General features: G+C 39.9%; 17 protein-coding genes. 10 read left to right on the top strand and 7 right to left on the bottom strand.

The features are described 5' to 3' along the window. The first annotated feature begins 73 nt into the window (after positions 1-73). Positions 74-913, top strand: a complete 840-nt coding sequence (locus tag M3593_RS02220; protein WP_251540475.1) for a formate/nitrite transporter family protein — start codon at positions 74-76, stop codon at positions 911-913. Between the two features lie 61 nt (positions 914-974). On the opposite strand, the gene M3593_RS02215 is transcribed toward M3593_RS02220, so the two are convergent. Then, positions 975-1,145 carry a XapX domain-containing protein gene (locus M3593_RS02215; protein ID WP_144479672.1) on the bottom strand — a complete coding sequence of 57 codons (171 nt, stop codon included), beginning with the start codon at positions 1,143-1,145 and terminating at the stop codon, positions 975-977. A 205-nt stretch (positions 1,146-1,350) separates the two neighbouring features. Between M3593_RS02215 and M3593_RS02210 the strand changes: the two genes are divergently transcribed. The 3 genes from M3593_RS02210 to M3593_RS02200 all read left to right on the top strand — a co-directional run bounded on the left by M3593_RS02210 (position 1,351) and on the right by M3593_RS02200 (position 3,053). After that, positions 1,351-2,526, top strand: a complete 1,176-nt coding sequence (locus M3593_RS02210) for an MFS transporter (protein WP_144479670.1) — start codon at positions 1,351-1,353, stop codon at positions 2,524-2,526. Positions 2,527-2,665: 139 nt separating this feature from the next. Further along, positions 2,666-2,875 (top strand): YozQ family protein, encoded by a 210-nt coding sequence (locus tag M3593_RS02205; RefSeq protein ID WP_313959736.1) that lies wholly within the window; start codon positions 2,666-2,668, stop codon positions 2,873-2,875. Between the two features lie 19 nt (positions 2,876-2,894). Continuing rightward, entirely contained in the window at positions 2,895-3,053 is a 159-nt protein-coding gene (locus M3593_RS02200) for a hypothetical protein (RefSeq protein WP_186326833.1), read from the top strand. A 266-nt stretch (positions 3,054-3,319) separates the two neighbouring features. Here the strand turns inward: M3593_RS02200 and M3593_RS02195 are convergent, their stop codons facing one another. The 3 genes from M3593_RS02195 to yhfH form a co-directional block, all read right to left on the bottom strand. Further along, a complete protein-coding gene (locus M3593_RS02195; RefSeq protein ID WP_144479666.1) occupies positions 3,320-3,571 on the bottom strand; it encodes a transcriptional regulator SplA domain-containing protein in 252 nt (83 codons plus the stop codon). A gap of 56 nt (positions 3,572-3,627) precedes the next feature. Beyond that, positions 3,628-3,792: a hypothetical protein gene (locus M3593_RS02190; RefSeq protein ID WP_186326832.1), complete on the bottom strand. Its 165-nt coding sequence runs from the start codon at positions 3,790-3,792 to the stop codon at positions 3,628-3,630. An 860-nt stretch (positions 3,793-4,652) separates the two neighbouring features. Continuing rightward, positions 4,653-4,784 carry a protein YhfH gene (yhfH, locus tag M3593_RS02185; protein ID WP_285847893.1) on the bottom strand — a complete coding sequence of 44 codons (132 nt, stop codon included), beginning with the start codon at positions 4,782-4,784 and terminating at the stop codon, positions 4,653-4,655. Positions 4,785-5,108: 324 nt separating this feature from the next. On the opposite strand from yhfH, the gene M3593_RS02180 reads away from it, so the two are divergent. The 3 genes from M3593_RS02180 (at position 5,109) to M3593_RS02170 (ending at position 10,705) form a co-directional block, all read left to right on the top strand. Then, a complete protein-coding gene (locus M3593_RS02180; protein WP_251540471.1) occupies positions 5,109-7,268 on the top strand; it encodes a PAS domain S-box protein in 2,160 nt (719 codons plus the stop codon). A gap of 214 nt (positions 7,269-7,482) precedes the next feature. Beyond that, positions 7,483-9,543, top strand: a complete 2,061-nt coding sequence (gene fdhF, locus M3593_RS02175; RefSeq protein WP_251540469.1) for a formate dehydrogenase subunit alpha — start codon at positions 7,483-7,485, stop codon at positions 9,541-9,543. A gap of 397 nt (positions 9,544-9,940) precedes the next feature. Continuing rightward, positions 9,941-10,705 (top strand): 3D domain-containing protein, encoded by a 765-nt coding sequence (locus tag M3593_RS02170; protein ID WP_251540466.1) that lies wholly within the window; start codon positions 9,941-9,943, stop codon positions 10,703-10,705. Between the two features lie 42 nt (positions 10,706-10,747). Here the strand turns inward: M3593_RS02170 and M3593_RS02165 are convergent, their stop codons facing one another. After that, positions 10,748-11,527 (bottom strand): hypothetical protein, encoded by a 780-nt coding sequence (locus M3593_RS02165; RefSeq protein WP_251540464.1) that lies wholly within the window; start codon positions 11,525-11,527, stop codon positions 10,748-10,750. Between the two features lie 150 nt (positions 11,528-11,677). On the opposite strand from M3593_RS02165, the gene M3593_RS02160 reads away from it, so the two are divergent. Together M3593_RS02160 and M3593_RS02155 are read left to right on the top strand one after the other, a co-directional pair. Continuing rightward, positions 11,678-12,433, top strand: coding sequence for a TraR/DksA C4-type zinc finger protein (locus M3593_RS02160; protein WP_251540462.1), 756 nt, complete (start codon positions 11,678-11,680; stop codon positions 12,431-12,433). A 118-nt stretch (positions 12,434-12,551) separates the two neighbouring features. Beyond that, positions 12,552-13,415 carry a YihY/virulence factor BrkB family protein gene (locus tag M3593_RS02155; RefSeq protein WP_251540460.1) on the top strand — a complete coding sequence of 288 codons (864 nt, stop codon included), beginning with the start codon at positions 12,552-12,554 and terminating at the stop codon, positions 13,413-13,415. 57 nt (positions 13,416-13,472) lie between these two features. Here the strand turns inward: M3593_RS02155 and M3593_RS02150 are convergent, their stop codons facing one another. Together M3593_RS02150 and M3593_RS02145 are read right to left on the bottom strand one after the other, a co-directional pair. Next, entirely contained in the window at positions 13,473-13,724 is a 252-nt protein-coding gene (locus M3593_RS02150; RefSeq protein ID WP_251541236.1) for a sigma-G-dependent sporulation-specific acid-soluble spore protein CsgA, read from the bottom strand. Positions 13,725-13,727: 3 nt separating this feature from the next. Further along, a complete protein-coding gene (locus tag M3593_RS02145; protein ID WP_144479647.1) occupies positions 13,728-13,928 on the bottom strand; it encodes a hypothetical protein in 201 nt (66 codons plus the stop codon). Between the two features lie 147 nt (positions 13,929-14,075). On the opposite strand from M3593_RS02145, the gene M3593_RS02140 reads away from it, so the two are divergent. Beyond that, entirely contained in the window at positions 14,076-15,209 is a 1,134-nt protein-coding gene (locus M3593_RS02140; RefSeq protein WP_251540458.1) for a zinc-dependent alcohol dehydrogenase, read from the top strand. Positions 15,210-15,225: the final 16 nt, after the last annotated feature.

The raw sequence follows: 15,225 nt of genomic DNA, 5'->3' as shown, positions 1-15,225 counted from the left end.
CAGATAAATCAAGTATAAGATTAAATCAACATAAAAATGTGATTTATTTCACAAACTAAGTGAGGTCTTAAACTTGAGCAGACATCCTATCGACATTGCCATTGGTATTGCTTTGAAAAAGAAAAATTACTTAAGAGAATCGAAGTTGAAGTATTTAATAAGAGCTGCACTTGCAGGTGTATACATCGGTTTTGGGATTATGGTCTCATATCGCCTGGGGGAGTATTTTTTTGATGCGCATTCTCCAGCGACTCCAATCGTAAGCTCGATCTTTTTTGGATTGGCTCTGGTACTGATTTTATACGGCGGCGGGGAGCTTTTTACTAGTAACACGATGCTGATGACCATCAGTTCTCTTAAAAAGGCGACATCATGGAGGGATACCGCTGAAAACTGGATTGCTTGCTATGCAGGAAACATCGCAGGAGCTATATTTTTTGGGACGGTCATTATGTTGTCGGGGATTTTCCCAACGCCTGAAAAAACACAATATATGATGGAAACCGTAAGCATGAAGATGAATACCCCCGCAATCCAATTATTTTTCCGTGCGATTCTGTGTAACTGGCTTGTATGCCTGGCGGTCTGGGTACCTTACAATATTAAGGGAGATGGAGCAAAAATCGGGGTAATGATGCTGCTGGTGTTCGCTTTCGTAGTATCGGGTTTTGAGCATAGTGTCGCAAACATGGTTTTATTTTCGATTGCTCTTCTTGTTGAACATCCAGAGACCATTAGTTTTGGTTTAGGTATTCATAATCTCCTGACAGTTACGATAGGGAATATCATTGGCGGGGCAGTTTTCGTTGGATCAATTTATGTTTACCTGGATGCCACAAAGAATGCCGCAACAAAAAAGCAAGTGGAATCATCCGCTTTCTATGGACAAAACACCTTTAAACAATACTTTTAATATAAGAAAAAATCCGCGGTGACCCCGTGGATTTTTTTGCTAATCCTATTGATGAACGCCTTTATCCTTTAAAGCTGTTCAAAATCCACTCTCCAACAACTCCGCCTAAATAAACGCCGACAATTCCCAGTACACCTGCCAGCACTGGTGGTGCAGGGAGCGGAAGCTTGAGGAATTTAAATAAAATCCCAACGATCAAACCAGCAACCAGGCTCAATATTATTTCTCTCATGATTTCACCGCCTCTTATGGCATGATAGATTAAATCAATAGGTGAGCAGACGTCTGATCACTTAAAACAATATTATTTTAACATGACATAACTTAAATGAAAACGCTTTATTCTTTCTTTATTTTGAATAAAACGATTTTTTCTATTCTTATACTAAAATAGTGGTAAAATATAACTCTACATATTGACATCACGGAGGATTCAGATGGAAAAGCGAATAAAGCAGAATATCCTTACATTACAAGGATTTTATCTTTTTGTATTTTTCGGGATAGGAAGTCTCTTCCCCTTATTAAGTATATATTTAACCGAAGTGGAAAAATTGAATGGCTATCAGATCGGATTAATCTTGTCTGTTGGTCCTGTGATCATGATTTTTTTTCAGCCATTCTGGGGAATGCTTGCCGATATGAAAAATTATCATAATCGACTGTTAACACTTACGACACTAGTAACCGGGATTGCTGCTTTTGGTTATCTCGTGTTTGACAAATTTTTATTATTCTTAATTGCTGCCACAATACTTGCCATTTTCCAAAGTGCAATAATTCCTTTATCAGATAGTATCTCCTTAAAATATACTAGCAAAGTTGGTGTGAATTATGGAAATGTCAGGTTATTCGGATCATTGGGATTTGGCCTGGCGGTTTTCGTAATGGGGAGATTGTCTGAATGGAACCCAGAGATTATTTTTTATGCGTTCTTCCTGACATTAGTGATAGCCGCGGCTTTTTCAGTGAAAATGCCAAAAGAATCCTCTGACAGGTCCAGAAGTCTCTTTTCCGGTATGAAGGATTTATTGCGGATGAAGAAGTTTTTAGTTTTCCTGGGTGTAACGTTCATGATTTTTGGACCAAATCTAGCGAATAATTTTTATTTCAGTCTGTTTGTTGAGGATAGAGGTGGGACATATACAGGGATTGGCATTGCATTTCTTATCGCGGTGCTATCCGAGATTCCATTCATGAGGGTTGCAGGCAGCTGGATCCGCAAATTGGGGCTTCTTCAGGTTGCTTTAATCGCATCTCTTGTATCATTGATCAGATGGATGTTTTATTTTACCGAGCCTGCATTGGGTCTTGTCTATGCATCCGCTGTCATACAGGGATTTTCACTTGGGTTATTCATTCCGGCAGGATTGCAATATATACGCGACATTACACCTCCATATGTCACAGCCACGGCAGTGACGATTTACTCAGCTGTCGGCAATGGGCTGGGTAACTGGTTCTTTACATTTATTGGAGGTATCCTTTTCGAGGAATTTAGCATTTATGTTGTATATTTGTTTTTTGCTGCTTTAACTTTAATTGGCGTTTTGCTGACAGTCTGGCTTTTACAAGAGCATAAAAAAACGTCAATGGAAACAGGCATTCAGTAATTTTTCACCCCTTCTTATATGAAGGGGTGTTTTGGTTTTTTAAACGAATGTCGGGGGTTATGCGCCGCAAGACAAGTGAATTGTGGAGTATGGTTTATGAATTAATGTCAAAAAATAACCTGAGAAAACGAAAGGAGGGATTACCCTGAAAAAAGATAAAAATAAAAGTACAGAAGTAGCTGGCCGTATGTACGAGACCGCGGATTACCAAAGGAATGATGAACTTTCAAATGGGCTTGCCATGACCCACGAACAAGCTAGCGACAGTTATGCAGAGGGAGAAGTAGGCGGGGACATTGAACGCACATCAGCTGCAACTGACGAGTTGAATAGAAGAGGCTACCAATAGGAAGACAGGGGGGATAAGAATGTCCGAAAAAGGTAAATTCCAATCGAACGATCTACAGTATAAAATGCCAGATGCATTAAAGAAAAAGAAAGACTTCGTGTATCGCGTAGGCTATACATCAAGTACGGGGAATCAGACGAATAACGAAAAGGAACCAATTAAAAGGTCTGACCTCTAAAAAACGTAATTGCTCAAAGATAAAAGCACATCCTTATCGGATGTGCTTTTATTGAAAGAGGATTTGTGCATTTAAAGTTTTCCGCGTCGTATCACTTTGTTGGGGGTAAGGGTGCCTTTCTTTAGATAAACAAATCCTCCTTCGAGTGCAGAGCCAATGACAAGTTTAGAAGATGCTGAAAGAACTTTCATGTTCGGACCCTCCTAATAGAAATTGGCTTGCATTTGTAAAATACCCTTTAAAAAGAGGATAAAACCCCGTTTGGGTCACAACGCATCGTAGGGATCTACGGCCTCGCTGCAAGCTTTTTCCGCTGCGGCCTGTGTAGCGAAAAGAGCATCATCATCTTCAATAACATGCAAGGTCTCGTTCAGGAAAAGAGCCAGGGCATTGGGGTCTTTGGGATGTTGAACGATCTCACCGGCCTTGATATTTGAAACAGAAGGTACATGGGGGTTACGGTAAATAACAAAAACTTCATCACCATTTTTCAAATTTTTCGGGTCGATTAAATCCAAGCAGATTCCCTCTTTTCATTTTTGTGGTAACAGATTCCTTTTTCCAAACATCCGAACTAGAGATTTTCATTCTGTTGTTTTATTTCATCTCCAGTAAAAAAAATATTCGCAGCTTCGATATCCCGATGCTCATCTACAGATCCTCCAGGCACAAACCTTTGATTCGGAGTATATGTGGCTTTAAGATTCTTTTTGCTGCTATCCTCTTTTTTATAGTCCATGATCTCACCCCCTGGTATATATAGTTTCTGTAATCGAATTTAGGTTATACCGAAAAAATGAACTTCAAGTTAGAATGAAAAAGTCACCAAATCGTCACGGATGTAAGGGTTTACATTTTATTCAGGGTGGTATACTAAGAGTGTAAGAAGAAAGCCATTAACATCTTAGGAGGCTCAACCAATTGTGTTCGTTCCGTAGTGAACGAAAAAAAGGTTTATTCCTAAAGTTAAGTTAGCTATCATCAGATTGCCAGCATCACCAGCTACAAGAGTTCAACCTTAATCTAGTTAGCCAATAATTGTTTTGATCTTTAATCAGTACAACCAACAGGGAAAGAGCAGAAATTCAGCCTATTCAATTCTGATACGCCGAAAAGAAGCTTTTTACCAAAAGAGGATCCGTTAAGTTGTAAGGATGCTTGGGGAATAACAGATTAAAGACAGATCAAGCAAGGAAAGGGCGAAACGTTAATTAAGTTCTGAATTCTTGAATGCAGCGAACCAGTGTAATGGTGAGTAGGGATGCATGTCTAAATGATGATTATAGCTAAAAACTTCTAAGGGAATAATGAGTCTCTCGGTGATTATACCGAATCATGTGTTTGTTAAGGGTCAATCATAAAAGCTGGGTAAACCCTTTTATGATAGTAGAATCCTTAAATGCGGAACAAACACACATCGGCTATAGTAAGAGGATTTTACAACTCAATAGTTCCAAAAAAGTTTTGGGCTGATGCTGGTTGGGTCTCCTAAGATGTTAAAAAAGAAGCTCGTTTACGGGCTTCTTTTTTCTTTTGACCTGATATTATTCAATTCGCCAACCAAAAAGGCACCTTATAAACAAAAGGTGCCTTTGCTTCTTATTCCTCCTTTTTTGATAAGCAGCGATCACATTCCATCATGTAGGATTCTGCTTGCTCATGCATTCCTTCACCACATTCTGGACAAACCTTCTTTGGCAAGTTGCGAAAAAATTCAACCGGACTCATCATTAGTATTTCCTCCTTTTATAGTACAATTTATATTTTAATTAACCTGTTATAGTACAGTATAAACATAATTTCTGAATTTGTGTAGGCTTTTTTTAAAAAATTTTCAAAATTAGGTGTTTATACCTGTCTTTTCGAGGCAATAGCATAGGAAACTAACTGCAGAAGAATTTATGAAGTTGAAAAATATAGCTGTTATATTACAATGTTCGTTTAAGTCAATAGATAAAAGTGACAGGTTTATTACAAATTATTTAATAACCCCTTTTATTCTTACCATTTTTAACATACAATCGATATGAAACTTTAAGTGAGGAATGATGCTAAATGGATAATCTAGAATTATCCTTCAATCCAATTTTATTGCTGGTTGCGATTTTATTGACAATCATGTCATCATATACAGCACTGGACTTATTCAGTCTAATTAAATCTTCTGATCGGAATAAAAGGTTTTTGTTTCTGGGTGGGACTTTTTCACTTGGAATCGGAATCTGGGTAATGAATTTCTTTGGAATGCTTGCATTGAATCTCAATGTCAATATTTCTTATCGTATTCCGATTACCATCTTATCTATCATTCTGGTTATTTCTTTTACTGCGATGGCATTTTACACAATGACTGGAAAGAATGTTAAAAAGGGCGATCTACTGGTCGGCAGTTTATTCATGGTCCTGGCAGTTATGTCTGTCCACCTTCTGGGAATGTATTCAATGAGGCTGCACTTTACTTATCAGCCTGCGATTCTCCTTGTAGGATTAGCACTCGTATTCGTTTCATTTTACTTTTCATTCTGGATGCTTTTCTTCTCTAAAAATTTCACTCAGGGTTCGCATGGCTGGATTAAGCCTTTAAGTGCCCTGTTCGTGACAGCTGCTATTGTTGAGGGTCACTTTCTTTTAACCAGAGCTTCTATGATCAATCTGAATAATGGTTTAATTGAACAAAGTGGCATACCAGAGTCCTTGATCAGTTACCTGATAGCGTTTATTTCCATCGTTATTCTTGCAGGCTTAATTGGCTCCAGTGCATTGATCAGTAAAAGGCTTGCCGTTACTGACACAAATTTAAAGGATATTACGGACGCCCTTAATATTTCAGCGATTGTTGCCATTACAGATCCTAAAGGCAATATAACTTATGTAAACGAAAAGTTTGTTGAGATATCTGGATACAGTGAAGCCGAGTTGTTGGGGCAAAACCACTCTCTACTTAATTCTGGCCTTCATTCTAAAGACTTTTTCAAAGAAATGTGGAGAACAATAGGGGCAGGTAAAGTGTGGAAGGCTGAAATCCGCAATAAAGCGAAAGATGGTTCTTATTATTGGGTTGATACGACGATTGTTCCGTTCTTGAACAGTAAAGCAAGACCTTATCAATATGTCTCGATACGTTCAGACATAACACAGAGAAAGCAGGCGGAAGCCAGCCTCAAAGAAACTTTGAAAGAAGTCAGTGATATAAATTTTGCCTTGGATCAATCTTCGATTGTTGCTTTTACAGATGAAAAAGGGATCATAAAAAATGTAAATGACAAGTTTTGTGAAATCTCCAAGTATAGCAGAGAAGAATTGATTGGAAACGACCACAGAATTTTGAATTCTGGATTGCATTCTAAAGAGTTTTTTAAAAATCTTTGGAGAACGATTGGTTCAGGACAGGTGTGGAAAGGTGAAATTCGTAATCGGGCGAAGGATGGCTCCTTTTATTGGGTTGATACGACGATTGTTCCGTTTTTGAATGAAAACGGTAAGCCGTATCAATACCTTGCCATCAGGAATGATATTACTGAGAAGAAAAAATCAGAGGAAATGCTGCACCGTCAGGATAAGCTTGCCGCGGTCGGGCAGCTTGCCGCTGGTGTGGCCCATGAAATCAGGAATCCGCTTACTTCAATGAAAGGGTATGCCGAATTCCTCCAGCTCGACGAAACAGACCCACAGCGTGAGGAGTTTATCGAAATCATCCTTGATGAGATTGATCGAGTCAATAATATTGTAGAAGAGTTCATGGTCCTTGCTAAACCGAAGGCGGTTGAACTTGAGGAAAAGAACATCATCCCTATTGTCAATAATGTCGTTTCAATGCTTAAATTTGAAGCGAGAAAGAGAAATGTTAAATTGGAATTTGATGCTCCCGAAGAAATTATCCAGATTGAGTGTGATGAAAATCGGCTCAAGCAAGTCTTCCTGAATTTCATTAAAAATGGAATCGAAGCCATGCCCGAGGGTGGAGATTTAAAAGTTAAAACTGAAATTCAGGATGACAATGTTTTGATATCCATCAAGGATACAGGGGTAGGAATTACGCCGGATACACTCAAGAAGATTGGTGAACCTTTCTATACTACCAAGAAAAACGGAAATGGGCTTGGCCTTATGGTAAGCTTTAAAATTATAGAGAGCCATAATGGCAGGGTATATATTGAAAGCGAGCAGAACAAAGGAACAACCTTCAAGATTGTCCTGCCCGCTAAAATTGCATAAGAATGGAACAAAGGCAGGAATTATCCTGCCTTTTTCTATTGTCTAAATCGAATATAACTCGAACTTGTATTCCATGCTGCAAGTCAGGGTCAATTTTTGTCGAGAAAATGTTGGTAATATGACAAAAAAATCTCTTTGAATTATCACATCGTCACAAAAATTTAGACTAATATGAATATAGGGGTTTGTATAAAAAGATAACGGAGGGGATACCATGTCATCGATAAGCCAGGTGAAAACTGTTTGTGGTTATTGTGGAACAGGCTGTGGGCTGATTTTGGAAGTGGAAGATAATAAGATTGTAAAAATCAGAGGGGATAAGGAAGCTCCTGTTAATAAAGGGCAGACATGTGTGAAAGGGGCCTTTGCCTATCAATATGTCCATGCGCCGAAAAGATTGAATACTCCATTGATCAGAAAGGCGGGCAAGCTTGTTAAAGCAACATGGGATGAAGCCTATGAGTATATTGCTAGCCATTTAACTTCTATTAAGAAAGATTTTGGGCCAGAAGCAATTTCAATGTTTGCTTGTGCCAGGACTACAAATGAGTCCAATTATGTTACCCAAAAGTTTATGAGAACAGCCATTGGCAGCAATAATATTGATGGCTGCAACCGAACCTGACACGCTCCTAGTGTCGCCGGTCTGGCGACTGTTTTTGGAAGCGGTTTCCCAACCAATACTTTAGAAGATATCGATGATGCCGAGGTTTTATTGCTGATGGGTTCAAATACGACCGAAGCTCATCCGATCATTGGAAATAGAATGAAGAAGGCGGCCAAGAGTGGACTTAAAATCGTGGTTATTGACCCGAGAAGGATTGATATGGTCAAATCCGCGCATAAACATTTGCAAATTAATCTGGGCACAGACATCGCACTGATCAATGCCATGATCAGAATCATCATAACCGAGAAATTATATGACCCGGGATTCATCGGCAAGAATACCGAAGACTTTGATTCCCTGCTGGCAAAGGTTGACCGATACACCCCGGAATATTCAGCAGAAATCACGGGACTGGCCGCAGAAGACATCATCGAGGTGGCACGCCTGTATGCAGCGTCAAATCGTTCGATGATTGCCTATACACTGGGTATCACTGAGCATCACTGTGGCGTGAACAATGTATTCGACATCGCTAACCTTGCCTTGCTCACTGGACACATTGGAAAGAAGGGGTCAGGCATTATGCCGTTGCGGGGACAAAATAACGTCCAGGGTGCCGGAGATATGGGGTGCCTGCCTAACCAGCTTACAGGTGCAATCAGTTTACTCGATCATGACTACCGTTCACGATTCGAGAAAGCATGGAATACGGAAATCAGTCAAAAAGTTGGTGATACCCAAACAAGGACTTTTGACAAAATTGAGACTGGTGAGATTAAAGCTTTATATTGCATTGGGGAGAATCCATTGGTGGCAGATGTCCACATGAACCATACCAGGAAGTTATTGGAGAATCTCGATTTATTGATTGTTCAGGATATCTTCATGACAGAAACGGCTGAAATGGCTGATGTTGTGCTTCCTGCGAAATCATGGGGAGAGGTTGATGGCACTTATACGAACACTGATCGCAGGATTCAGCGGGTTCGCACCGCTGTCACCGCACAGCCTGGCGTGAAAGAGGATTGGGAAATCCTATGTGAGCTGTCTTCTAAGATGGGCTATCAGATGAGTTATAACTCCAGTAAGGAGATATGGGACGAAGTCAGGGAACTTGCCTGGGAGATGTACGGTGGAATTTCATACGAACGTCTGGAAAAGGAATATGGGATACACTATCCGTGCCCAGACGATGATCATCCGGGTACAAAAATCATGCATGAGAGGTTCCATGCTGAAAAGGAAAACACCAGGCGCTCCAGCTTCGTGCCTGTCGAATTCACGCCGCCGCTTGAAAGTCCGGATGAGCATTATCCCTTCACACTGACAACCGGCAGACGATATGAATCGTATAATACCCATACTCAAACTCGCCATTACGCGCCAGGTGTCAAAATAAAGCAAACAGAAGAAACTTTGGATATACACCCTGAAGATGCTATGCGGTTAAAAATAACTGATGGTGAACTTGTCAGAGTAAGTTCCCGACGTGGTACACTCGATGTTAAAGTGAAAATAACGGAACAAGTGGTTCCTGGACTTGTGTTCATGAGCTTCCACTGGTCGGAGGTGCCGACGAACGTCCTTACTCTGAATGAATTTGATCCAATTTCCGGGACAGCAGAATTCAAAGCATGTGCAGTTAAGATTGAAAGAATCGCTTAAAAGAGCAAAAATCCCATTTCTGTGGGATTTTTGCTTTTTTTAATAGAAAGGTTAATTGTTTTATCGCCAATGGTCAGATTTTTAGCTTAAATACTTCAAAATCATTCTTTTTTTTCAAAAGTTTAATGTCATGAACAGCGGTTATCTGCTCAAAAAATAAAAACAAACTTCAAGGGCAAATATGGTTATATAGGAAAAAGATAGAATAATTTACAAAATAACTAGAAAACCTTGATAAAAAGGAATCATATTATTTGAATATTCAGATAATATGACATGTTCTCGTTATAATTCTGTTATTCTCGTAATTCAATTTAAATGTGCTTGTTCTTTTTCTCCGGAAATTCTATGTTACGATAATTCACGTGATAAAAATTAGCCGATGGGAGGCAAACAAATGAAAAAGTCATTATTATCTTTGGTTGCAGCAGCGGCAATTTCTGGAGCTGCCGGCACACAAGCACAGGCAGAGGAAATCGTCGTACATAAGGGGGATACACTTTGGGGTCTTTCTAAAGAATACGGCGTGTCAGTAGATTCATTAAAAAAATGGAATAAGCTTTCAAATGATGTAATCCACCCAAATGATTTATTAGAAGTATCTCCTATTAAATATGCACAGGTGAGAAAAGGGGATACACTTTGGAAAATTTCCAAAGCATATGGAGTTACCGTAGATGAACTGAAAAATTGGAATAAATTATCTTCTGACTTGATCCATCCAGGAATGAAGCTGGCAGTTTATACGGATATGCCTGCTGGAATGAAAGCAGAAAAAACTTCTGCCAAAAAGGAGGCAGCTACACCGGTGGCTACACCTGTATCTGCACCAGCAGAAAAAACAACAACTGCAGCCAAGCCTGCAGCTGCAACGAACCAAATAACTGTTGAATCGACAGCTTATACAGCAAATTGCACTGGATGTTCAGGGATTACTAAGACAGGAGTCAACCTGAAGACAAATCCTGATGCAAAAGTGATTGCTGTTGATCCTTCTGTCATCCCGCTGGGCTCTAAAGTTTATGTTGAAGGCTATGGATATGCCACAGCCGAAGATACCGGCGGTGCGATCAAGGGAAACCGGATTGATGTATTTATCCCTACACAAGAGGGAGCGCTTGAGTGGGGCAGAAAACAAGTAAATGTGACAATTCTTGATTAATATATAGTACAGATGAGCATTGGAATTGCCAATGCTCTTTTTTTATTTTTCCTGATTATTTTCTTTTTTAAACATTTTACCTCTGATTATTTTCTTTTGGGTGATATTTGGCACAATAAGGCTTAAAAGAAAATGTGTGAACTTTGAATACTGGTTTTCAAGCTTTTCAATAATTTCATTAGCTTTGGTTGACAATGAAGATTTTATTTCACCTAATTGATCTGAAATTCCTTCGCCCACAGCATCCTGTTTGCCAAGTTGTTCCATGACCGTTTCGTGGAAAATCCCTTGCAAATCAATGTGTTTTGCAATCATATCCTGCAGTTCTTCCTGCTTTTGTGCTTGAATGACAAGAGCTTTGGTGACATCCTCATACTCGAGCAGTTTTCTGTTTAAATCGATAATCATTGATTGCTGGCAGGCAAGCTGGTCCAATATGGCCTGACTTGTCAGTTCCTTGTTTAAAAGTGTTTTTGAAAACTGTTCATGCATTTCTTCAAGTTTAATCAATTTATCGTCCAGGTCAGAAGTCGATTCCTTTTGTTCGTATATATTCTCGATAACTTTCTCAGATAGGTTTTCCTGCTTTGCCAGTGAGGAAACCAGTGCATTAAAGTGTTTAATTTGTTCCTGTCTGTTCTGTTCAAGGGAGTTGTCAAATTTCATGACACTTCCAGACAACGCATGGTTTAATTTTTGTTGTTCATTCAACACCTCATTCAGGTAATTTAAGCGGAACTTTTCCTGATTTTCTGGATTTTCAACCTCCTGATTTTTGCTGAAAACCTGTGGGGAGACAAATCCATTGACAAATAAAGGCATAGGCATCACTCCAATGAATAAGTTTTCCTACATACTATGAGTTAAGCCATAAAATTGGTACTTGCGGGAGATAACACTAATTACCGTTAATGAAATAAAGCCAAATGCAGCAAGCTAATAAAAACCGTTACTAGGAAAGGGGCAGCAAATATGCTAACAAACGGGCAATTGAGGGAATTCCAGGCAGATCTACTCAAAAACAAAAATGATCTTGAAGCCCATCTGGATGCTAACGATCATTTCGATTTAAGGAGTGGCCATGCCCACGAATCAACTGGAGAGCTTTCAAGCTACGATAACCATCCGGGTGATGAGGGAACAGAGTTATATGAACGCGAGAAAGATATTGCACTTAACGAGCATGTTGAATATCAACTCAAGAATATCGATCTTGCATTGCAGTCAATCGAAAGAGGAAGCTATGGAAAATGTGAGGTATGTGGAAAGGACATTCCATATGACCGTCTAAAAGCGGTGCCTGAAACGAGGTTTTGCATTGAACACACTCCAGACAGGACCGTATCACATAACCGCCCAATTGAAGAGGGGGTATTGATGCCGCCATTCGGTAAGTTCGATCTGGATAATAAAGATGAAAATGTTGCATTTGATGCAGAGGATTCTTGGCAGGCAGTAGCAAGTTGGGGAACTTCAGAAAGTCCCTCGGATTTTGTTAAACCACAGGATCATTATAACGACACGTATATTGAATCCGAAGAGAATATTGGATATGTCGAGGATTTCGAAAACTTTGTCGGCAACGATATTACCGGTAAAGAAATAACTATTTATCCAAATAAACAGCACGAAAAGTATGAAGAGGAGCTGGACAGAGAAGGGATTATGACATCCTTTGGAGACTTGCCTGCATTCGAACATGACCCGTATGTTGAAGATGATAAGTAGATTTTAAAAAAAGACCAGGGATGGTCTTTTTTATTTTACCGTTATTTTAATCAGGATTAAAACTACTGAAGTCGGGGAAAAGACAAGCATATTGTAATGGAGAAATGAGGTGCGTTTAGTGAAAGATAAATTTAAGCATTATGGGAAAAGTTTGCTGGGAGAGCTGAAAAAAGACCGGGCAACTGGCCTTGCTGCCCAGCAAGCATATTATTATATGCTTGCATTGTTTCCGATGATGATTTTGTTGATTGCCATCGTCCCTTACTTGAATATCGATCCACAAAAGGCAATCAATGTTGTCAATCAGTTATTGCCCGAAGAGTCTGCGCAATTATTAAGAGATAATGTGGTGAAACTTGTAAGTGAGCGAAATGGCGGACTTTTGACCTTCGGGATCATCGGGACAATCTGGTCAGCTTCAAACGGTATGAACGCCTTTATGAAAGCAATGAATATTGCCTATGATGTAAAGGAAACAAGATCCTTCATCAAAGCGAGGCTTGTCTCAATCTTTCTTACGATTGGTTTGATTCTGGCTTTTGTCATTGCGTTATTGCTCCCGGTATTCGGCAATGTCATCCTGGAAACGATACAAACAATCATCCCAATTCCTGAACCATATGATATTATCTTCAATGTGATCAGGTGGGTCATCGGGATTGTGGTCATGGTGGCAGTATTGACTGGTTTGTACCGAATCGCCCCAAACAAGCATTATCCTTTCAAACACGTCCTGCCTGGGGCAATTTTTGCCACTATTGTCTGGCAGTTGATTTCGCTGGGATTTTCATTTTATGTCAGCAATTTCGGCAATTACTCAGCCACATACGGAAGTCTTGGCGGCGTAATTGTGTTGATGCTATGGTTGTTCCTGACAGGGTTGGCGCTTGTGCTCGGCGGTGAAATCAATGCAATTTACCATCGGGAAAAGACGGGCGAAGAAGCAATTGATGAGGAACATACAGCTTCAGCCAACGGTTAAAAACAGCAGGATTCATTCCTGCTGTTTTTTCGTTTTCGGGAGAAGATTTCCAGATTTTCAATATAGAAGCTCATATACTTCGTTTAGCTGATAGGCGCGTTTTTCATCCTGTTCATTATTCGCATACTCAATCGCTTCCGGTAAGATCTTATTCAAAAATTCTATTTCCTCAGCTGTCAGGACTTTGACAAAATCACCTTCAGAAGCGTAATTTCCGCTTTCTAACCTTTGATAGATTTTCTTGCTGAGTGGATATGTCTCTGTATAATTGGATACAATTTCACGAAGATAGGCCTGTGTTTTTTCCATCATCTACTCCTTGAAGTAATTTCTGAATTCTTCCGGATCAGTTGGTTGATCAGATTGGACATAAGGATTTTCCTCTGTGACTTCACTGGGATCCAGGCTGGTCTTTATGACCAGTTGCGGGCCTGTTCCCGGATTTGCATGCACCCTGTCTGTCATCTCCTTGAAGTCAGGAAGACTGTTACTGCCAGGCTGTTTCGGTTCCATTTCATAAACACCTCCATTCAATAAGTTGCATTATTGCCAGATCAATTATGTATTGAGCTAATTATTGGAAAAACTTCCAAACGTGTTTTTTACGAATAACGATAGGGAAATCTTTAAATGTAATAAATAGGAATGGGGTGGCGAATATTGAAAGCAGTTACGTACCAGGGTTCTAAAGATGTCCAAGTCAAAAATGTAGAGGCGCCGAAAATTGAGCATGAAAAAGACATGATCGTGAGAATCACTTCGACGGCGATTTGTGGGTCCGACCTTCACCTCTACCAGGGCAATATGCCGCTGCGGCCAGGCTACATCATAGGCCACGAGCCAATGGGGATCGTTGAAGAAGTAGGACCAGGTGTCGAGAACTTGAAAAAGGGAGACAGGGTTGTCATTCCATTTAACGTTTCATGCGGTGAATGTTTTTATTGTCAAAACCAAATGGAAAGTCAATGTGATAATACAAACGAGTACAAAGATACCGGTGCTTATTTTGGTTACACCGAGCAATACGGTAATCATCCAGGCGGACAGGCAGAATATTTGAAGGTGCCGTATGCTGATTTTACTTCTTTCGTTGTACCTGAATCTTGTGAGCTTGAAGATGAATCTTTATTATTTTTATCGGACGTTATACCAACAGCCTGGTGGAGTGTCGAACATGCAGGTGTGAAAAAAGGGGATACTGTCATTGTCCTGGGAAGCGGACCTGTTGGACTAATGACTCAGAAATTTGCCTGGATGAAAGGGGCAAAACGAGTTATTGCAGTTGACCATCTTGATTACAGGCTTATGCATGCCAGGAAAACAAACAATGTAGAAATTTTTGATTTCACTCAGGAGGATGATCCAGGGAAATTCCTGCAGGATCTTACGAATGGCGGGGCGGATGTCGTCATCGATTGTGTAGGGATGGATGGGAAAAAATCAGTGGTGGAAAAAGTTGAACAAAAATTGAAGCTGCAGGGCGGAACGCTTTCTGCGCTGGAAATTGCGCATACAGCTGTGCGCAAATTTGGTACAGTCCAGCTTACCGGTGTATATGGATTAAGATATAATATGTTCCCGCTTGGCCGATTTTTCGAACGTAATATTACGATGAAAATGGGACAGGCTCCGGTCATTCATTACATGCCAAAGCTTTTTGATATGGTTGTGAATGGAGAATTCGACCCAACTGATATCATTACCCACAAAATCCCGCTCGAAGATGCAGCGAAAGGGTATGATATATTTAACGACCGAAAAGATGATTGCATAAAAGTAGTTTTAAAACCATGATAAGACTTACTAAGGC

Source organism: Mesobacillus sp. MER 48, assembly GCF_023714225.1.
Classification (GTDB): domain Bacteria; phylum Bacillota; class Bacilli; order Bacillales; family Cytobacillaceae; genus Mesobacillus; species Mesobacillus oceanisediminis_A.
This window is presented reverse-complemented; position numbering and strand designations above follow the sequence as displayed.